Genomic DNA, 20,211 nt, shown 5'->3' with positions numbered 1-20,211 from the left:
CAAGCTTCGTTATGATGGGGTGTTTGGCGTATGTGCTTATGCGCACGATGTCTAAAATAAAATTTCGCGGTGACTCCGATGCGATTCGTACGTGCCGAGAATAATCTCAAGCGAGTGCTTCCCGTCGCGGCCGGTAACGACCGGCTGACGATCGTGCAGCACGGCGAGCGCCATATCGCGGATTTGTACGGCATGGCCGTCCGGTACGACGCTAAACGGTTCGAAGGCGGGAATTTCCACTGTCTCCCCGATAATATCCAGCGTTGTGATTTCATCGCCGGTAAGCACGATCGTCCCTTTATCGCCATGAAGGACGATCCGATGATCCGGCTGCTTGTATGCCGTCGTCGTCGCTTCGATCGATCCGAGGGCGCCGCTCTTGAACTGAAGGGTTACTACGGCCGTATCCTCCACCTCGATGTTTCGAAGCACGCTGCGGGCATAACCGTGCAGCGACTCGACCCGACCGGCTAACCATTGAAGCAGATCGATCGTATGGATGCCTTGGTTCATCATCGCCCCGCCGCCGTCCATCGCCCACGTCCCGCGCCAGCCGGCACTGTCGTAATAGTTCTGGTCGCGATAAAACTTCACATAGCCCGAGCACAAGCTCAGCTTCCCGAGCTTGCCGTCGTCCAGCAGCTTCTTCACGAACCGCGACGCCGGCGACATCCGGCGCGGAAATATGGTAGCGAGCTTGACGCCCATTACTTCGCAAGCTTCGACCATCCGATCGGCATCGGACAGCTTGATCGCCATCGGCTTCTCGCAGACGATATGCTTCCCCGCCTCCGCGGCCATAATCGTCTGCTCCGCATGCATCCCGCTCGGCGTGCACAGGCAGACGACATCGATATCGGGATCGGCCAGCAGCTTTTCGTAATCGGTATAAGCTTTCACGTTATGCTTGATCCCGAATTCTTCCGCTCTGTTCTCGTTCGCGTCGCATACGGCTACCAGTTCGGCCTCTTCGGCCCGTTCGATTCCGATAAAATGGCTGAAAGAAATTCCGCCGCAGCCGACGACGGCAAAACGCGCTTTGCGCTCGCTCATTCGATGACCTCACCCTTCATGTCATTAATCATTTATGCCATTAAATTTATTAAATCTACTCTGTTCGCATTCTCGTCCGCGAGCAGAGCAGCCCGGCTCGCTTCGATAACGTCCCGATGCGTCAGCAAGCTCGCTTTGCCTTCGATCCGATTCATAAAGTCTTGCGTAATCGACACGGGTACAGCTTCCGGAATAATACGGACGAACGGCTCTCCATGCGTAATCTGGAAGTATAGCTCCTCGTTCGGGACGATTGACGGATCTCCGCTTAGACGCAGCTCTGCGCTGCCTTGGGTGCCGGTAACGAAAATGCGGCAGTCACCCCATGTCCAGCTTTTATCCGGGGTATGCCAGTCCGCGTACAGCTGCGCCATCGTTCCTCCGCCCATAAGTACTTGAGCGCATGCCGTGTCATAAAAGGTCGGGTGCTCCGGCATTATATTTTTGGCAAGCAAGCTTTGGACGGCCTTAACTTCTTGCCCGGTCAGCCAGCGGAGCAAATCGAAATCGTGAACGAACAAATCGACGATGATTCCCCCGTTGCGCTCTTTGGAAAAGTGCCATTCGTGTCTGGATGCCGGCGTCAGCTTATGCGGCTTGCGCATCGTGATGCTGACTATATTCCCGAGCACCCCGGCATCGATATTCCGCTTCAAGGCCGCTATAGCCGGACGGAACCGCTCGGTTAACAGCATTCCTATCTGAATCCGCCCGCCGGCGGCTGCTTTCTCCAACGATTCGAGTCCTTCCCGGCTAGTCACGACGGGTTTGTCGAGCATAATATGTTTTCCGTGCTTCTCACACCATTCGATGACGCCGATTTTCTCGTTATTGACGGCGGACGAGCCTATAATCGAGATCGACTCGTCCGTGAGCGGTATAGCGCTTTCCAGAAGCGGAATGCCATACTGTTCCGCCAGCCTCCGGGACAGGGCGTTGCGCTCCGGTTCATATATTCCTGCGCACTCCGCTCCGAGCTCCGACATTTCTTTCATAAAAGTCGCGATGTGGCCGTGCTGACAACCGTAGATTCCAAAACGTACCGACATGTACCTTGTCCTCCATATAAGGTTCGTTTCGCATGATATGTGCTACCGTAACTATACACAGCGGGTCTTGCAAAAGATTTAGCGGATTGATCGAAGTTTTTGCATTATCGTTTGGACAATCGTACGAAAAGTTTGCACATCTTATTAGGCAGCACAATGGAAAACGGCAGGAAAATCGCACCGGGTAAACGGTACCGATCGGCCTGCCGTCATCCATCTTTAAGCAACCATTAAGACAATACCCCATAATTGCGCATTGCCTGCTTGAGCAAATTCACTTCCCCTTCAAGAGCCGCCAGTGTAGCCCCGGTCGTGTCGGAAATGGCGGATAGCTTCCCTATGCTTCCGAAAGCGAGGAATGAAGGTGCGGCGAAGCTGACGGCGCTCGCCGTCGGAACGTCAGTCGTCAAGGATGCGTTCAATCGCACCTCATTGCCGGATATTCGCACGATGCGCCTCAGCTGATTGCCGGTTGCGATCCGGATCCACTGCTCGGGCTTGAGCTGCGTCGGATCATTGACCGTTATGTACGGCTTATTGATTTCCCCGGTCGCGGTAACGCCTGTTAACGTTCCGGCCGTACCGGTACCCGTTACTTTATAGCCGGCGGGCGATTGTCCGGGTGTTACGGACGTCCCCGTCACCATGACGATTTCCCCTTGATTGAACGTTCCCGACGCAGGCGGCGAAGAGGCGGACGTTTTCAGCAGCGGGAGGTCCGTCGTGGAAGAAGGACTGACGCTGAACCAAAGCCCTCCTTGCTTGGCCGTGATTAAATTGTTCGTAACCGACACATTCGAGAACGTGCCGTCGAAATCGTTAACCCGGATCGAAAACAGCCCTTGCGCATTATCGAACGTATCGGATATGAAATTGCCGGATATGACGGCGCCTTTCACCGTGGAACGCAGCAAGATGGCGGCACGGTACAGCTCGCTCGGGGCCGGATAATGTCCGGCGTTCACGATCATGTTGCCCGTAATCTGAATATTGGTGGAAACGCCGACTTTGCTGTTGCTGCCGAACCGGATGCCGGTGACGGGCGCATTTTTGATCACATTGTTGCTGACGACAATGTTCGTATAATTGCTCTCCTTGTAAAAGCCGATCCCGTACGCCCCTTCGTTTAGCGTTGTGCGCCGCGTCAATTCCTCTTGAAAGACGATCGTGTTGCCGGTGACCGTAATATTCTCGTAGTCGGCCGCATCGACCGAGCTTCCGGCGGTGGATATGCCGGTCGTCAAGTTTCTCAGATGCACGGTATTGATCAAATGGATCGTGTTGTTCGAGATTACGACATTTTTGATCGGATGCGTCGTTCTCGGCCCGAACTGGATGCCTTGATTCGCATTGGAGATCGTGTTGTTCGTGACGGTCATATCGCTGTGATCCCCGCTAGATTCGCTGGATTGGATGTTGATGCCCGTATAGTAGCCGTCGGATACGTTATTGGATATGACGCTCGTACCCGTATGGGTTTCGATCGCTCCTCTCGCCTTCTGACCCGGCACGGCGTAGAAGATGCAGTTCGAGACGGTATGGCTTCGTCCGTTCAAGTAAATGGCCGAGTTATCGTAAGAACCGTCGCCTTTGGCCATAACGAAGTTGAACCTGCAGTTCGTAATCGTGGCGTTCTTGGCGTTAATATTGTTGAGCGTAATCGTATTGATTCCGCAGGTCGGATCGAACGTCACATTATCGATGACGATACTTTCATAATTGTACAACCCGACGACGAACTGCCAATAATACGAATCCGTCCTTGACGAATCGATGTTGCACGTTTGGTTGCCTTGCGGGTTCTGATCGACGCGCAGATTGGAGATGCGGACGTTTTTGAGCGGTACCCCCGAGTTGTTGGACCCGAAAATCATCCCGTAGTCTCCTGCATTATCCTTTACCTTGATGACCGCACTCGTCCCTTCGCCAAGCAGATGCACGTCATTGCGCAAATTGATTCTCGTGCTTCCCGAAGGCGAGACGATATAGGTCCCTTTCGGAAAAAACACGGTGCCTCCGCCCCTGGCATTCGCCGTATCCAGCGCTTTCTGAATGAAGGCCATGTCGTCCGACGCCCCGTCGCCCTTCGCACCGAACCATTTGACATTCAAATACGGCGACTCCAGCAAACGCTTGTAGCGGGCGCCGGAAGCCGTTACAAGCACGGTTCCGGTATTATCGGCCGAAGTCGTATCCGCGGCGTCGTATAAGTAATGCCCTTCCTGACCTTTATCGGTGATCAAGCACACGTAATCGAGCTCGGGAGCCGTGTTCGCTCTCAGCTCCGCGATCGTCGTGGCGATCACGAAGTCCAGCTCCAGCAAAGATTCAAGCTCGGGAACGCCCTCTCCGTATACTTGGCCATTCACGGTGCCATGCGCCTTATCTTTCGCGTTCGCGCTTCCCATCATCGTATTAAACAGCAGTGCCGCCGCCCCGGCCATTCCCGCGGACGCGATCAGCTTCCGTCGGCTGATCATTTTGCTTTCCACCCATTCCGTCCCGATTGCTTCCAACCTTTCCATTCCGTCAACTTGCTCATGTCGTGTCATTATTAATCCCTCCTTCGATCTATGAATTCGATTGCAGCCGCGCCTTATGCACGTTCCGTCCGTAAGCGCTTTCATTCGGCGCCGTTATCGTTATCATATCGCGGTTGAGCGCTGAAATCTTTGTAGGATTCATCGTTTTTTTTATACATCATTTTGTACAATCGTTCATAAATTTTGCACAATAATCCGACGGTACTTTCTTCCTTCTCCCCTGCTTGGAACCTTGTTCCCAAATACAAATATAATGGGTCATGAAGGTTCTTAACGGAAGGAGTGATCTATTATAAGTAGAAAATTATTCCTTAACGCAGTTAAGTTACGTAGAATAGGTGAAGCTGTAAACCGATTAAATCATAAAATATACGTTTATACGATTCCCGGGCATAAACCTCCCGCATTTTTTTATCGCAGCAATATGGACATTGATGCGGATGGTTCCCCCCGCGCCTACAACCCCCAAAATACGGGGCTTGACGATTTACGTTTCGCTGGCAGACCCGGGCATTGGGTAGCGATTGTCACTCATAACGATAAGCCTTCGGGAAAGCCGGTCATACAAAAAAGAACCGATCCCGCCCCGGGCTTTTATGTTTCCCGAACATCTCTTAGTGATTTTAACAAGCGTTTTACCGATCCAAACGCATATGTAAATGCGGAGAAAATCCCGTATATCGTTTTACCTAAAAACAAAAATTTTGGTGCGGTTTTAGGAGACATGGCCGTAGTGTATAACACGAGGAACGGAAGAGTGGCTTTTGCCGTTTACGCGGATGTTAATAATGGTTTTGGCGAAGGATCTATTGCATTGGCTAGAGCGCTGGGCATCAACCCGAATCCGAGAACCGGCGGAACAGGGAATCGTGAAAATGTAATCTATTTAGTTTTCCCGAAGTCCGGAAGGGGGAATGGGCACATACCTTCCCGAAGGGAAATTATAAGAAAAACGCAACGGCTGTTCAGGGAATGGGGAGGGATTCGACTTTTAAAAAAGGTAAGAACATGTTAGTTGAACCTATTATGCCATAAAGCCGGGCCTTCGAGAGTCCGGCCTATTGTGTTTCTGCCCAAATATAGGCATCGCCTGCAGCGAACGGACAACTTTCCTTTGTAATCTGTGCGCATAAGCTATTTTATGCTCAAGGCGTATAGGATACGGGCTATGACTGTGAACTGTAACAACAGGAGGTTACCGGCTTGAGGGTACTGTTTTTGGAAAACCATCCCATGTGGATTTATGGCCTCCCCAATGGTTTCCGGGATGCGGGGCACCAGGTGAAAGTGTCCGGTCCTCTTACGAGAAATAAGCTTCCCCGCTTGATAGCTCATTTTCGGCCGCATTTAATCATTACTATGGGTTGGACTGACGAGCATGATCCCCATAAACAAAAATGGATTCGACGCTATGTCGGCCGATCTGGCATTCCGCACGTCTATTGGGCAACGGAAGATCCTACGCACCATGACACCTTTACCCTCCCGTACGTAAAAGCGGTCAAACCGAATTTTGTATTTACCATTTGCCGTGACATGGTAAAGAAGTACGAGAAAATGGGCATTCCCGCAGCTCATTCAGATTTCGGCTACCATCGGAATGTTCATAGGTGCGGGAGAGAACAAGCGAGGTTTCGCAGCAATATCGCTGTCGTGGCCAATGGCTATTCCCGAATCTTAAAAGAATATCCTCGTCATTATCGCATCAAGTCCTTGAGCAACCTGATCCGTCCGCTGGTCAAAAGGAAAATCAGGGTCGATTTTTGGGGAAAACAGTGGGAAGACATAAAACCTATATTGGGTGTTCAGATTCCCGCCAAGTGGATTCATGGTTATTTGCCCTACCAAGATGCTTATAAGGCTTACAACTCCGCGAAAATTATAATCGGTCCTCAAAACCAATTAAAGCAAGTAACGCAAAGAACTTATGAAATCCTCGGGTCGGGAGGATTTTTGCTGACAAGCGATACACCGGAAATACGCCGGCTTTTTAAGCCTGGAAAACACCTTGTTGTCACAAGGTCGCCGCAAGAAACGGTACGTCTTGTCCGGTATTATCTTAAACACCCCGATAAAAGGGAACAAATTCGTAAAGCCGGCATAAAGGCTGTGGCAAAGCATTCTTACAAGCATCGTGCGATCCGGATGATCCTTGAGCTAAAGAAACGCAGCATTCTAAAATGACAATGAAAGAAAGAGAAGAATCACACATGGATGTAAATCGCGTTATCTACAATGTGCCCACACGAAAACGTATCCTCGCCTTAACCTTCAATATGGCTTTCGGCAATCGGGTTCCTGTCCAATTACTTTCATTATTGAAAAAGAAGGGTGTAACAAAAGCGACTTTTTTTCTTACTGGAGAATGGGCGCAGCGCAATCCGGGCATAGCCAAACGAATTCGTAAGATGGGTTATGAAATTGCTTCTCATGGCCATCGTCATGAGGATTATACGACTCATTCGAATGTTTGGATCGAGCGGGATGTGAAAGCTGCACAGCGGGCTATTCTCAAAGCAACCGGAATCAAGACCAATATGATTCGCACGCCAAGCGGCGACCTCGATTCGCGAGTGATCCGGAAGCTGCTGCGTATGAAGCAAACGATTGTCCATTGGGATACGGATTCATTGGACTGGAAATACAAGAATGTCAATAAAATCGTTCGGCGAGTGATTCCTCATCTGCATCCGGGTGCGATCCTATTACTTCATGGATGCGACCCTTGGCCCCAGACGTTGAAAGCTTTACCCATTATTCTGGATGGAATCAAAAAGAAGGGTTACACATTAGTAACCGTAAATGAACTGTTATCTAGGATCCGTCCTAAAGCCGGCCGGAAATCATCAGGGAACGCGGGATGAACCTGATCGCCCGTTTATTAGTTCGGAAACCGTGACGAACCGAAATCCTTTGGCTCTCAATCCGTCAATCATTTTCGGAAGGGCCTTCGCCGTTTGAGTTGCAGAATCACTTGCATGCATAAGAATGATGTCCCCGGATCTAGTCCTGGAGAGCACCCGCTTGACGATGGCATCATTCCCTGGATTGGTCCAGTCCAGTGAATCTACGCTCCAATGGATCTTCCGATAGCCTAGTGTTCTCAGTTTTTTTACAACCTTACCATTGATACTGCCGTTAGGTGTCCGAATCAATCGGGTCCGAACTCCTGTTACGTTTCGTATGATCCGTTCCGCTTTTTTTACTTGGGCCCGTATCCAATGATCGCTGTGTTTGGTAAAGTCTTCGTGCAGATAACCGTGCGAGCCGATTTCATAACCTGCGGAATGGATTCTGCGTGCTAATCCGGGATATTTAGCCACCCAAGTGGCCGACAAAAAAAAAGTGGCCCTATTTACGTTTTTTTGCCGCAGCACCCGCAGCACGGGTCCCGGTACCTTTTTTCCCCATCCGATATCGAATGTGAGCGCGATACTCCGCTTATTATTCGTTATACGGTAAATAGCGTCACTGTCATCCAAACTGATCTCCTCCATTCACACGCATTATATTCCGAGAGCGGGATAGCCTGACTGTGCGGCGGCCTGCGAAGGGGAGTTACGATGAAAATTCTCTTTTTGGAAAGCGGGCCTATCTGGTCAAGGGGGCTGCCTGACGGATTGCGTGCTTTGGGTCACAACGTCAAAATTTCAGGTCCTTTGACCAAGCAAAAAATAGCTACATTGATTTCCTCCTTTAAGCCGCAACTACTGATAACCGTAGGCTGGGGCCCCGAGCATACGAAGGAAAAGCAGCGCTGGATGCGTAAATATGCCAGCATTTCGGGTATTCCGTTGATTTATTGGTCAACGGAGGATCCCAATTTCACCAAAGAATTTACACTTCCGCTGATCCGTAGAATGAAACCGGATTTTGTATTTACCATTTCCGCCCGGACCGCAGCGTATTACCGGAAGCTCGGCATCCGCACAGCCCATCTCGACTTTGGTTTTGATCCGGGCATTCATCGCAGGGTAAGGCCGACGAAAACGTATAGACACAAGATTGCCGTCGTTGCGAATGCCTATCCTCAAGTGTTGAGCAGGTATCCGAAGCATTTTCGACGAAAGGCATTGAATCTGCTTGTACGTCCGCTCCTGCACGCGGGAATTCGGGTAGATTTCTATGGGGCGGATTGGGAGAAGATGAAGTCTGTTTTGGGGAGAACCATTCCGCGGGGTTGGATACACGGTAAGTTGCCCTACCTCAACGCGAATCAAGTTTATAGTTCCTCCGATATCATGCTAGGCTTGCAAAATTATAGAGATATGGTAACCCAACGAACCTATGAAATATTAGGATCTGGCGGGTTCCTTCTTACTGTCGACACACCGGGGGTCAGACGGGTTGGCAAACCCGGACGCGATTTTGCAGCGTCTGCCTCGGCTGCCGATACGGTGCGGCTAGTTCGTCATTATCTGAAACATCCTTCCGCTCGAGAACGAATCCGTAGGCAGGGGAGACGCACGGTTGATAAACATAATTACACGAATCGGGCAAAACGCATGCTATCGATTCTTAGGAGGACCGGATTATCAAAGTAGCTTATCTGACTTTTGACGATGGCCCGGCGCGTTATACGAATGCAATCCTGGATCAGTTGCGGGATCACCGGGTGAAGGCAACCTTCTTTGTCCTCGGCGATCGTACCTTTAAAGGAATACGGATGTATAAAAGAATGGTGCGGGAAGGTCATGCCATTGGCAACCATACGTTTTCTCACAATTATCGGGACATTTACAGCTCCATACCGGCGTTTGTAAAGGATTTCCATAAGTTGGAGTCCCTGTTGGAGCGATACGTCCATGTAAAACCGAAAATATTTCGATTTCCCGGGGGCTCCCCAAATGCGGTGAATCCGGAGTATGGGAATAGTGCGCGGATGATCAAGGTTACCCAAGTAATGACGAGACGAGGATACCGATATTTCGATTGGAATGTCGAGTCCGGTGACTCCAAGCTCCCCCGTCCCACTACGGAAGCTATGATTCGCAACGTGCTGCGAGGCAGTAAAAACAAACATAACATCATCGTGCTTTTCCACGATTTCAATCCGAATACGCCCCGATGCTTGCCGGCTGTAATCAAAGGGCTGAGACGGCAAGGCTTTATTTTCCGGGCGTTGACGAAGCATTCTTTTACCGTTCGATTTCGATGAAATAAAAGACGAAACCTTTCGGGTCGTGAATATGCTGCACTGTGCCTCGTCACCACGAAAGACCGTTCGTCCAGAGCTTTCTTTGCAGTCTCCGGATAAAATAAACCGTCCGGTTCCCGGACGGTCTATTGGTGTGTAAACCCATACGTCAGCGCGTTGGGAGGGAATGGGTATTGAGCTCCAACCGCTGTTGAAGTCGTGTTGTCTTGATTAGACTTGGCGGTAACAACACGACTTCAAAGGCGGCCCGTAAACTTTCCGCTTCAATACCCATTCCCTCTCGGAGCTTTTGCGAAATGTCTTCTACTCCAAAATCTCATGTCCAATCGCTTATTCCTACAGAAGAAAAGCGGAAAAGCTCGCGGAAATTGGAGTTCGTTATTTCGTCCTTATATAATAAAATGAAAATTTTTCCTCTATTTACTGGACAGGATCCAAAATGACATGAATAAGGTCGATTTTTTCCTTTAATCGTTGAATCAATCGGAAGGCCGATCCCGCCTGACTACACCGCTTCCTCCTTGAAACCGATATTGCTCCAAAACTGCAAATACTCCGGGCTTTCCGCGGTAATCCGACGCAGGTTGCAAAGAGTGAGCAAAGCATGGACCGTTTCAGGAGTAACTTTGCGTTCTAAGACACACAACCGCTCATCGCTATTCAGAGCATGAAGTGTATCGGCATCGTACTCTTGATCGTGTTTCCGGGTATATTCCAACGCTTCCAGCAATGATTGTTGATGAAAGGGTTTGACAACAAAATGACTCGCTCCTGCTTGTAAACTAGACAAAATCGTACGAATTTGGCCTCTCGCAGAACACATGACAATTTTCGCACCGATGTCCAACTCCTTTATTTTTCGGACAACTTCGATTCCGTCCATATCCGGAAGGCCGATATCCACAATGACGAGATCAGGCTTCAACTCGGCATACAGCGCAACGCCCGATTCACCATTGGCCGCTTCTCCGGCAGCAACATATCCTTGTTTCTCCAAAATCTCTTTCAGTACTTTGCGCATAAACGGCGCATCGTCAATGATCAGAACCGTTTTCTCCTCCATACTCGTCCCCCTATTCAATCTCCGCAGTTTTTGATGAAGCTGTTCGATGGATCGCGCGGTTTGTGCCTGATCGTTTGAAAGTTGCTCGATCCGGGATCGGATCATTTGTTCAAGCTGTGTATCGTCCGTACAAAGCAGAAGCTCCTTGATCTCCTCCAGGGTATAGCCATATTGCCTCCATTCCATGATCGCGATAATCTGGCCTATCTGATCCGCACTGTAGTACCGATACCTGCTAGCCTCATCGATACGGTGAGGCTTGAGAAGACCAATCTCGTCGTAGTAGCGCAAGGCATCGGCCGATAGTTTGACAATTTTCGATAGTTCACCGATCGTGTACATTTGTACCTCCTGAGTACGTAAATCTGACATACATACACTCTACACTTTGGAGCGGCTCCAGAGTCAAGCGAAAAAAAACAAGCAGGCCGCCGAATCGACGACCTGCTTGCATCCATCTCACGTACTCCCTCTAACCGATCGGAACTCTTACGATCGTTTGCCACTTCTCAGTCGGATTGCACCCCGGCTGATTTAAATAAACCTCCCGGCGATCTCCGGTGATGCGATAACCCCGTTCCTCCACATGAGCCTCAATTTCGCGCAATGTCCGCCACGTTTCCCGATAAGGCCCCACATGGAGCTTCTGTGCGCATAACCCCTGCTCCATGCCGACAAAACGGGTCTCGGGCACTTCCTGCTCCTTGTAGCGCGCACAGACGGAAGCGCGTGCTTGCTCGTAAAGCTCGAACGTAATCAAATCGGGTACTTGCATCATGATCGAATAAGACCAATGTTCGTCGTCGTGCTGGCGATGCCAGACGATCTCATGAGGCATCAGCTTAAATTTATATTGATGGATGTTCTTCGTCAACCGCTTCAACTGATTCACGATTTTCCATACGATCCATTCTCCCTCTTCGGGTCGTCCGCTTACTCCCAGTTTGCCGTACATTTCCTGCGAGATGAATTGCAGCGCGGGCATAGTTACGATTTCCGCCGCTCCGGCCTTCAATTTGTAAACATCCGGATATGACTTTCGATTATCGTTCACGAGCATCGGCATCCCGGTCCCTCCATACAGAGCAAATAATAGCGTATACATTGAATATAGCACACACATGTTCGCGTGTATAGAAAATGCCGTCTTCGACTACAGCAGACCGTTGTTTCTCAAAACCTCCTTAAGCAAAGAAATTTCCTGCTCAAGCCGGGTATAGCTCGCTTGGCTTGCTTCGGCATCGCTCGACGGCTTGCCTCCGTAAGCAAACGGAGTAAATGCGGGCGCGGCGAAAGCGATCGGACTCGGGGCCGATACATCGGCGGTCAAATTGGCGTTCAGACGCACCTCGTTACCGGAAACCCGGACGATTCGATGGAGCTGATTGCCCGTCTGGATCCGGATCCACTGCTCCGGCTTCAACTGCGTCGAATCGGTCACGATGATATAAGGCTTGCCGCTCTCGCCGGTCGCCGTCACTCCGTTTAATTGACCTGCCGTGCCGCTGGTCGTAACCTTGTACCCGACAGCCGTCTGACCGTTGACCGGAGACGGGCCGCTAATGAGCACGATCTCGCCTTGATTGAACGTTCCGGCTGCAGGGGGGTAAGCGGCCAACGTCTTGACCAAAGGCGAATCCGCGGTTACCGAAGGGCTGAGATTGAGCCACAGCCCTCCTTGCTTGGCCGTTACCCAGTTGCCTACGACCGTTACGCCGGTGTAAGCGCCGTCCGAGTCGACCGCCCGGATCGATTGCATCCCCAGTGGTTGGTCGTACGTATCCGTAATGAAATTGCCCGAAACGACCGCTCCGTTGATCGTGGAACGCAGATGAATCGCCGCCCGGAACTGCTCGTGCGGAGTCGGATAATGTCCGGCGTTCACGATCATGTTGCCGGTTACGTGGATGTTCGTGCATATCCCCGTTTTGGTGCCGCTTCCGATTCGGATGCCGGTGACAGGGGCGTTTCGGATCAAATTGCTGCTGATGAGTACGTTGGAATAGTCCGCTTCCTTGTACAGGCCGATTCCATATGCGGACGTAGTCAAGGCGGGCCGAAGGGTCAATTCTTCCTGGAATACGATCGTATTGCCGGTAATGGTGATGTTGTCGAACGCTCCGACGTCCTCCGAGCTTCCCGCCGACGAGATGCCTGTCGTCAAATTGCGGTTGTGAACGGTGTTCACCAGATGAATCGTATTGTTCGAGATGACGACGTTCCGGATCGGAATTTTGAAACGCGGGCCGAACTGAATCCCTTGATTGGCGTTCGATATCGTATTGTTCGTCACGGTCATATCGCTGTGATCGCCGCTCGTCTCGCTCGATTGCAGGTTGATGCCCGTATAATAGCCGTCGGAGACGTTGTTGGAAATGACGCTCGTCCCGGTATGCGTTTCGATCGCCCCTCTCGCCCTTTGGTCTGGCGCGGCGTAGAACAGGCAGTTCGACACCGTATGGCTGCGTCCGTTAATATAGATCGCCGAATTGTCATACACTCCGTTGCCTTTGGCCATGACGAAGTTGAACCGGCAGTTCGTAATCATGGCGTTTTTGGCCGTCACCTTGTTCAGCGTTATCGTATTGATGCCGCAAGTCGGGTCGAAGGCGACGTTGTCGATCACGATATTTTCATAATTGTACAGCCCTATGACGAATTGCCAATAATGCGAATCGGTTCTGGCCCGGTCGATGTTGCACGTCTGGTTGCCTTTCGGATTCTGGTCGATGAGCAGATGCGAGATTCGGACATTTTTCAGCGGCTGGCCCGAATTGGCGCTGAACAGCATGCCGTAGTCGCCGGCATTATCTTTTATTTTGATGATGGAGCTTGTGCCTTCTCCAAGCAGGTTGACGTTATCCCGCAATGAAATGAACGTTCGTCCGGAAGGAGCGACGATGTACGTGCCTCGCGGGAAAAAGACGGTCCCTCCTCCGAGGGCGGACGCCGCATCGATCGCAGACTGAATCGGCGCCATGTCGGCGTTCTCACCGTCGCCCTTCGCCCCGAACCATTTCACGCTCAGATAAGGCGAATCCATCAGCCGCTTGAACCTGGCGCCGGAAACGGAGACGAGCACGGTGCCGGTATTGTCCTTCGTTATTTTGTCGTCGGTATCGATGACGAATTGCCCTTCCTGCCCTCTGTCCGTCACATAATAAATATGCTGCGGGTCCGGGTCGGCCATTGCCCGGAGCTCCTCGATCGTTGCGGATACGACGATGCCCGACTGAAGCACTTGATCCAGCCTGCTTTTGTTCCCGCTCACCGTGCCGTTCACGAAGCCGAGCGAGGCACCCGCAAGCAATGCCGCGGCACCGGTCGTTCCGATATAGGTGAGCAGCTTTCTTCTGCTCATCGCCGTCCCCTGCGTTTTCGCTTCCACCGCCTTATTGCCGTTCGGGCTATCGTGCGAGATGTTCAATTTTTTGTCGCCCCCTTTTGAACATAACGTGCTTAATTGGAAATGATGCCCGAATCGCGCATCGTTTGCTTCAGCTTGTTCAACTCCGCTTCCAGCTGTTCCAATGACGAACCGGTCGTGTTGGCGATGGCCGGCAGCCGCCCGGTATGACCGAATGACTGGTAGACCGGTGGCGAGTACGACACGGCGCTCGGACTCGTCACAGCGGCGGACAACGGCGCGTTGACCCGCAGCTCGTTCCCGGCTATCCGGTTAATTCTGCGAGTTTGATTCCCGCTGTCGATCCGGATCCATTGCCCGACCTTTAGCTTCGAGACGTCGTTCACCGTAACTTTATATGTGCCTGCCGCCCCGGTTGCCGTTACGCCCGCAAGCGTGCCGAACGTGCCACCGTTCAGTATGCGGTATCCTGCCGGCGATTTGCCCGGTACTACCGAAGTCCCTACTGCAAGCACAACCGTACCCGGCTGGTATGTCGTACCCGCTTCCAGAAGCGGATCGTCGAAATATTTGTCCGTGAATTTCAAATGCTTATCGGCCAAATCCGTTTTGACAACGCTGTTCAGATCGAGCCATAGCCCTCCCTGCTTGGATGTAATGAGATTATCGGTCACCTCCGCATCGGTGAACGTCCCGTCGGCTGCATTCAGCCGTATCGAGTACAGTCCCAGCGCCGTATCGTACGTTTCGTTGATCGTATTGCCTGATATTTTCGCCCCGATAACCGTCGAACGGAGCAATATCGCCGATTTGTACGTTTCGTTCCCGGCCGGATAATGTCCCGCGTTTACGATCAGATTGCCGGTTATGTGCAGGTTGGACATGGTGCCGACTTTGCTCGTATTCCCGATATGAATAGCCGTGAGCGGCGCATTTTTGATGATGTTGCTGCTGATGACGACGTTTCTCACGCTCGTATCGCGGACGAAGCCGATGCCGTAGCAGAAGCCTTCGAGCAAATTGGTCCGTTTCGTAAATTCTTCCTCGCACAAGATGGTATTGCCGACGATCGTAATGTTCTCGAACGAGCCCGTATGGTCCGGCGGCAAAAAGCCGGGGTAGGCACCGATGCCGACCATCATGGTCCGCTGCGCCCTGGCGTTCGCCAAATGGATCGTATTGCCGGACACCGTCACATTTTTGAGCGAATGCTGCTTGTAAGGCCAGAACTGGATCGCATGGACGGCATTGGTGAACGTATTGTTCGAAACCGTCATATCCGCATGCTCGCCGCTCGTCTCGCTCGACTGGATATGTACCCCCGTCACGTAGCCGTCCGACACGTTGTTCGCGATGACGCTCTTCCCGGTGTGCGTCTCGATCGCCCCCATCGCTTTCTCGCCCGGAGCCGCATAGAACCGGCAGTTCGTGACCGTATGGTTGGAACCGTTCATGTAGACCGCCGAATTGTCGTACCCGTCGAACCCTCTTGCGTGAACGAAATGGAACGTGCAGTTGTTCACCGTAGCGTTCTTGGACTGCGCATTGTTTAGCACGACCGTGTTCCAGCCGCATATCGGGTCGAATGTGCAATTTTCTATAACGATGTTCTCATAGTCGAACAAGCCGATGCAGTACTGGGTCCAATAATAGTCCGTTCTCCGGTGATCGATATTGCATGTCGTATTGCCGCTCGGATTTTGATCGAAGCGCAAGCCGCGAATCGAGACGTTGCTCACCTTCGGCCACGTCTGAAAGTTGCCGATAATCGTCCAATAATCGCCTGCGTCGTCTTTCACTTTAATGACGGAATTCGGCCCTTCGCCGAGCAGATGGACGTTGTTTTTCGGAACGATGCGCCTCGTCTGCAGCAAGGGTGAGACGATATAAGTGCCTTTGGGGAAAAATACCGTTCCCCCGCCGAGTCCGTAAACGATGTCGATAGCCGATTGGATGATGTCCATATCGTCGGTCATGCCGTCGCCTTTCGCCCCGAACCATTTGACGCTGTAGCGGTCGCCTTCCACGATCCGCTTGAACCGGGCTCCGGCGACGGACACGATCACGAGTCCGGTATTATCCGCCGAGACCGTGTCCGATTCGTCGTAATAAAAATGTCCTTCCCGTCCGGGATCGGTCACATAGTACAGCACTTCCTCATCCGGCTCCGTCTCGGCGCGCAGGCCGGCGATCGTCGTTTTGACGAAATCGCCCTTCTGTTTGTCGCCTTTGGGCGGTTTGGGCCCTTTCTTGCCGTCTCCGTATGCGGCCCCGGTTACGGAGCTCTCGTTGTTTCCGGCGCTTGCGATGCTAAGCGTCGCACCGTATACGACCGCTGCCGCTCCTGCCGCTCCTATGGAAGCGAGCAGCCTGCGGCGGCTCATTTTTTGCTCCGCAATCCGGTCCGGATCGCTATATCCGGCGGACCCAAGAAGCTCCGTTCCGTTCCCTCCCGCCTCCTTCGTTCGTTCCATGTTGTTATTGCTCGTGTTCCCCATTGCTGCGCCTCCCAATTGGAATATCGATCAACGCTTCGTTCCTCGGTTGGATGCGGTTCGTCCCAACGATGGGCAAGCGTTTTCAATAGACTGTAATCGTTATCATAACGTCGTTCGGATCTGAAATCTTTATAAGATAAACCGCGATTTTTGCATTTCCATTTGGACAATCGTTCACTTTTTTTGCACAATTCTTGCAAATGCGGCCCCGCCTGCTTACGGCGCAATAAGGTTGGAATTGCGCAAAGCCTGCTTCAGCTTGTTCAGCTCCGTCTCTACCGCCGCAAAAGAGCTTACCGCAACGTTCGGGATGGCGGCGCCAGCGCCGACGGCTCCGAACGGCTTCAACACCGGCGCGGCGTAAGTGACGGCTCCGCCGGACACCGCTCCCGGCAAAGAAGCATGCAATCTGACGTCGGTTCCGCCGATCCGCATAATTTGACGGCTAACCATCCCCGCCGTCGTCGTAACGATATTGATCCACTGTCCTACCTGCAGCTTCGCAAGTTCCGGAGCAGTCCCGGATACCGTCAGCTTGAAGGAGCCGCTAGCTCCCGTCGCGGTAATCCCTGTAATGGACCCGAAGGTGCCGCTGACCGTGCATTTGTATCCCGCCGGAGTTTGCCCGTCCGTTACCGCAGCCGAAGACGTAACGACTATATCTCCTGCCGTATACGATCCGGCGTTGGGCGGATTGGCCGCCGACACTTGTACGGCGCCGGGCGCATCCTTATTCGTTACCGTTGTGGCCAAGTCGAGGTACAACCCGCCTTGCGAAGTCCGGGTGAAATTTCCGCTTACCTCGACGTTCGTAAAAGTTCCTTCGCTTGCGTTCATGCGGATCGAGAACAAAGACCGGCACGGATTGTACGTATCGAAGATGCAGTTACCGGAAACTTTGGCGTTTCGAACCGTTTTGCGCAGCAGAATCCCCGCCCGCATCAGTTCGTTGAGCGCGGGATAACAGCCGGAATTGATTATGACGTTGCCGGTAACCGACACGTTCTCGAGTACGCAGTTCGTCGCCGTCGGATCGGGAGTACCTATATGGATACCGACGCAAGGGGCGTATTTGATCACGTTGTTGCTGATTATAAGATCGCGGATCGTCGTATCTTTGGCGATTCCGATCCCGTAAGCGAACCCTTCGTAGAACGTCCCCGATCTCGATACGAGCTCTTCCTTGAACAAAATCGTATTGCCCGTAATGTTGATATTCTCGAAGGCGCCCGTGTCGGTAGAACTTCCCGCACTCGTGATTCCTGCCGTGGTAGCCCGGTTGTGTCCCGGGTTGTCGAGGCTGATCGTGTTACCCGTTATCGTTACGTTTTTGATCGGATGGTTCCCAAGTGGCCATAGCTGGATCGCCTGATTGGCGTTCGAGAACGTGTTGCCCGTTATCGTCATGTCGCAGTGAGGATCGCTGTCCGCGCTCGCCTGCAAATTGATGCCGGTGCAAAAATTTTCCGTCACGTTGTTCGCGATGACGCTTTGCCCGGTGTGGGTCTCGATCGCGCCCAGCGCCTTGGCCGAAATATCCGTATAAAACCGGCAATCGGACACGGTATGGTTCCGGCCGTTCAAATAGACGGACGTATTGTCATAATTCGTTGTGCCCGTACCGCGTACAAAACGAAAATAACAGTTCCGGATCGTTGCATTGCGGCAAGCCGGATTATTGAGCGTGACGGCATTGACGCCGCATACCGGATCGAATATGCAGTTGTCGATCGTGATATGGTCGTAATTGTACAGCATGATGCAAAATTGATACCAATTCGTATCGATCCGGGTCGTATCGAGATTGCAGGAAGTATTATTGGCGGGATTTTGATCGAACTTCAGGTTGCTGATTCGGACGTGCTCCGTCAACACGGCCGAGGAGGCGCCAAATATCGTCGCGTAATCGCCCGGATTGTTCTTGACCTTGATCACCGACTTCGCTCCGGTTCCATTCAGATGGACAAAGCTTTTCAAGTCGATCCGGGTCGCTCCGCCCGGTGAGACGATAAACGTTCCCTGCGGAAAAAAGACGACTCCCCCTCCGGCTGCCGAGGCGGCCGATATCGCGTTTCGTATCGCTTGCGTATCGTCGTTCGTTCCGTCGCCCTTCGCTCCGAACCATTTCACGTTGTAAGCTTCTGTCTCGACAATCCGCTTGAACCGGTAACCCGGAGACGACGCCGTCGATACCACAATCGTTCCGGTATTGTCGGCCGATACGGTATCGGTGGAATCGTAATAAAAATGCCCCTCCTGACCGCGGTCGGTTACATAGTACACATTGGCCGGATCCGGCGCAGTCGAAATCGCCCTCAAGCCGGCGATGGTCGTCAACGAGTACGTGCCCGCCGCATATGCCGTCTCGATCAGCTGCTGCTGCAGCAAACCGCCGAGTACTGCGGCTGTTCCGGCCATGCCCAGCGCTTTCAGCAGCTTGCGGCGGCTAGGCGCCCATACCGGATCGGTCGTTGCTTCGATCGTACTGCCGTTCGTCACAGCCCCTCCTTTCCATGCCGAATTGTCGTCCCCGACGGTATCGGTTTCCCCGCCCGGCTTCCATCCATTCCAATCGTTCATTCTCTCTTCCTCCAGTCAATCGAGAATTATATGAAGGTTCGAACAAACCGTCATACCGAAGACATCGGAAAAACCGGCTCCTGCCCGGATAGCCGGGAACGAAAGGAACCGAAATTCGAAATAAACCGTTTTCATAAATGAGACGAGTAATGGCAGCATGGCCGAGGTGCGTTCTCGTTGAACAGGCGGATGATGGAGGAACTATGGGGGTTATCGCTATTGTAGGCGATCGAGGGGGGAAATGATTGATACGGCAAAGCGTTTTTTGTTCACTTCCCTTTGCAATATCGTACGGAAATTTTGCACATAGGCATTCGACTGCAACTTTTCGGTTATATCGGCCGTTATTTTTTACAATCATAACGAATCGGGGGACTGCGAACCTATGAAGCAATTGCTCATGATTACGATATTTACGGTCATGCTCGCATCCGGCTGCTCCGGCCATGATCGCACAGGCAAGAAAGCATCGCTCGACCCGGAGACAAAAGATGAAATTGCCCGACTATTGGCCATTCATACAGGAAAATCGGCCGAATTACAAGCAAGCGGCTCGATTGCCGAATGGACGCCCGGCGGAAGAGCCAAAATCCAAGAGCTGCTGGACGGCATTTTGCCGACATTGACCGTAACGGCCCGATTGCCCTCCGGTACGAAGACGGATTGGGCCCATGTATACGCGCGCTATGAACAGGACCTTATCCTCTATTTTCCGGTCAAAACGAAAAATGCCGAACGGAACATTGTGGCTCAAGTTCATGACGGGTGGTACTCCTTGACGGGGGACAAACAAAAGGTCGGCCAGCTTCTGGACTGGGCTTCCGCCCAATCGATCTACTGACCGCCCCGGACGCAGCGGCGATCGCGGACAAATCCGGTCGCCGGTCCCCAGTTCCGCCT

At 52.2% G+C, this 20,211-nt stretch carries 14 protein-coding genes and 3 pseudogenes; 7 read left to right on the top strand and 10 right to left on the bottom strand.

Going from position 1 to position 20,211, the window contains the following annotated elements:
• Positions 1-51: 51 nt before the first annotated feature.
• From FE783_RS04225 to FE783_RS04215, 3 genes are all read right to left on the bottom strand, one after another.
• Complete coding sequence (locus FE783_RS04225; RefSeq protein ID WP_138878077.1) at positions 52-1,053, bottom strand: Gfo/Idh/MocA family protein; 1,002 nt, start codon at positions 1,051-1,053, stop codon at positions 52-54.
• Positions 1,054-1,085: 32 nt separating this feature from the next.
• On the bottom strand, positions 1,086-2,102 hold the full coding sequence (locus FE783_RS04220) for a Gfo/Idh/MocA family protein (protein ID WP_138878076.1): 1,017 nt from the start codon (positions 2,100-2,102) through the stop codon (positions 1,086-1,088).
• Between the two features lie 230 nt (positions 2,103-2,332).
• A complete protein-coding gene (locus tag FE783_RS04215; protein WP_158301609.1) occupies positions 2,333-4,654 on the bottom strand; it encodes a glycosyl hydrolase family 28-related protein in 2,322 nt (773 codons plus the stop codon).
• Positions 4,655-5,069: 415 nt separating this feature from the next.
• Here FE783_RS04215 and FE783_RS04210 point away from each other — a divergent pair, with 415 nt between their 5' ends.
• From FE783_RS04210 to FE783_RS04200, 3 genes are all read left to right on the top strand, one after another.
• The gene (locus FE783_RS04210; protein ID WP_138878074.1) at positions 5,070-5,660 is read left to right on the top strand and encodes a glycoside hydrolase family 75 protein; all 591 of its coding nucleotides are present in this window, start codon (positions 5,070-5,072) and stop codon (positions 5,658-5,660) included.
• A 188-nt stretch (positions 5,661-5,848) separates the two neighbouring features.
• Positions 5,849-6,829 carry a CgeB family protein gene (locus tag FE783_RS04205; protein ID WP_138878073.1) on the top strand — a complete coding sequence of 327 codons (981 nt, stop codon included), beginning with the start codon at positions 5,849-5,851 and terminating at the stop codon, positions 6,827-6,829.
• A 26-nt stretch (positions 6,830-6,855) separates the two neighbouring features.
• Positions 6,856-7,509 carry a polysaccharide deacetylase family protein gene (locus FE783_RS04200; RefSeq protein WP_158301608.1) on the top strand — a complete coding sequence of 218 codons (654 nt, stop codon included), beginning with the start codon at positions 6,856-6,858 and terminating at the stop codon, positions 7,507-7,509.
• Here FE783_RS04200 and pdaB read toward each other — a convergent pair.
• The gene (gene pdaB, locus FE783_RS04195) at positions 7,492-8,127 is read right to left on the bottom strand and encodes a polysaccharide deacetylase family sporulation protein PdaB (protein WP_158301607.1); all 636 of its coding nucleotides are present in this window, start codon (positions 8,125-8,127) and stop codon (positions 7,492-7,494) included. The genes FE783_RS04200 and pdaB overlap by 18 nt on opposite strands.
• Positions 8,128-8,208: 81 nt before the next feature.
• Here pdaB and FE783_RS04190 point away from each other — a divergent pair, with 81 nt between their 5' ends.
• The 3 genes and pseudogenes from FE783_RS04190 to FE783_RS38170 all read left to right on the top strand — a co-directional run bounded on the left by FE783_RS04190 (position 8,209) and on the right by FE783_RS38170 (position 9,803).
• Positions 8,209-9,189, top strand: coding sequence for a CgeB family protein (locus FE783_RS04190; protein WP_138878070.1), 981 nt, complete (start codon positions 8,209-8,211; stop codon positions 9,187-9,189).
• Positions 9,177-9,437 (top strand): annotated as a pseudogene (locus tag FE783_RS38905) (polysaccharide deacetylase family protein); the annotation flags it as partial. The gene FE783_RS04190 and the pseudogene FE783_RS38905, both read left to right, overlap by 13 nt.
• Before the next feature lie 90 nt (positions 9,438-9,527).
• Complete coding sequence (locus FE783_RS38170; protein ID WP_238402847.1) at positions 9,528-9,803, top strand: polysaccharide deacetylase family protein; 276 nt, start codon at positions 9,528-9,530, stop codon at positions 9,801-9,803.
• Between the two features lie 715 nt (positions 9,804-10,518).
• Here the strand turns inward: FE783_RS38170 and FE783_RS39135 are convergent.
• The 6 genes and pseudogenes from FE783_RS39135 to FE783_RS04160 form a co-directional block, all read right to left on the bottom strand.
• Positions 10,519-10,866: pseudogene (locus FE783_RS39135) on the bottom strand (response regulator); the annotation flags it as partial.
• A gap of 147 nt (positions 10,867-11,013) precedes the next feature.
• Positions 11,014-11,208, bottom strand: a pseudogene (locus FE783_RS39130) (MerR family transcriptional regulator); the annotation flags it as partial.
• A gap of 130 nt (positions 11,209-11,338) precedes the next feature.
• Positions 11,339-11,932 carry a GyrI-like domain-containing protein gene (locus tag FE783_RS04175; RefSeq protein ID WP_158301605.1) on the bottom strand — a complete coding sequence of 198 codons (594 nt, stop codon included), beginning with the start codon at positions 11,930-11,932 and terminating at the stop codon, positions 11,339-11,341.
• Positions 11,933-12,019: 87 nt separating this feature from the next.
• Positions 12,020-14,293, bottom strand: coding sequence for a right-handed parallel beta-helix repeat-containing protein (locus FE783_RS04170; RefSeq protein WP_138878067.1), 2,274 nt, complete (start codon positions 14,291-14,293; stop codon positions 12,020-12,022).
• Between the two features lie 32 nt (positions 14,294-14,325).
• The gene (locus tag FE783_RS04165; protein WP_138878066.1) at positions 14,326-16,731 is read right to left on the bottom strand and encodes a right-handed parallel beta-helix repeat-containing protein; all 2,406 of its coding nucleotides are present in this window, start codon (positions 16,729-16,731) and stop codon (positions 14,326-14,328) included.
• Positions 16,732-16,947: 216 nt separating this feature from the next.
• A complete protein-coding gene (locus FE783_RS04160) occupies positions 16,948-19,311 on the bottom strand; it encodes a glycosyl hydrolase family 28-related protein (RefSeq protein ID WP_138878065.1) in 2,364 nt (787 codons plus the stop codon).
• A 385-nt stretch (positions 19,312-19,696) separates the two neighbouring features.
• Between FE783_RS04160 and FE783_RS04155 the strand changes: the two genes are divergently transcribed.
• On the top strand, positions 19,697-20,152 hold the full coding sequence (locus FE783_RS04155) for a hypothetical protein (protein WP_138878064.1): 456 nt from the start codon (positions 19,697-19,699) through the stop codon (positions 20,150-20,152).
• Positions 20,153-20,211: the final 59 nt, after the last annotated feature.

The sequence above is a fragment of the Paenibacillus mesophilus genome (assembly GCF_005938385.1).
Classification (GTDB): domain Bacteria; phylum Bacillota; class Bacilli; order Paenibacillales; family NBRC-103111; genus Paenibacillus_AB; species Paenibacillus_AB mesophilus.
Note: the sequence above shows the minus strand (reverse complement) of the source record. Positions and strands in the feature narration are given on the sequence as shown.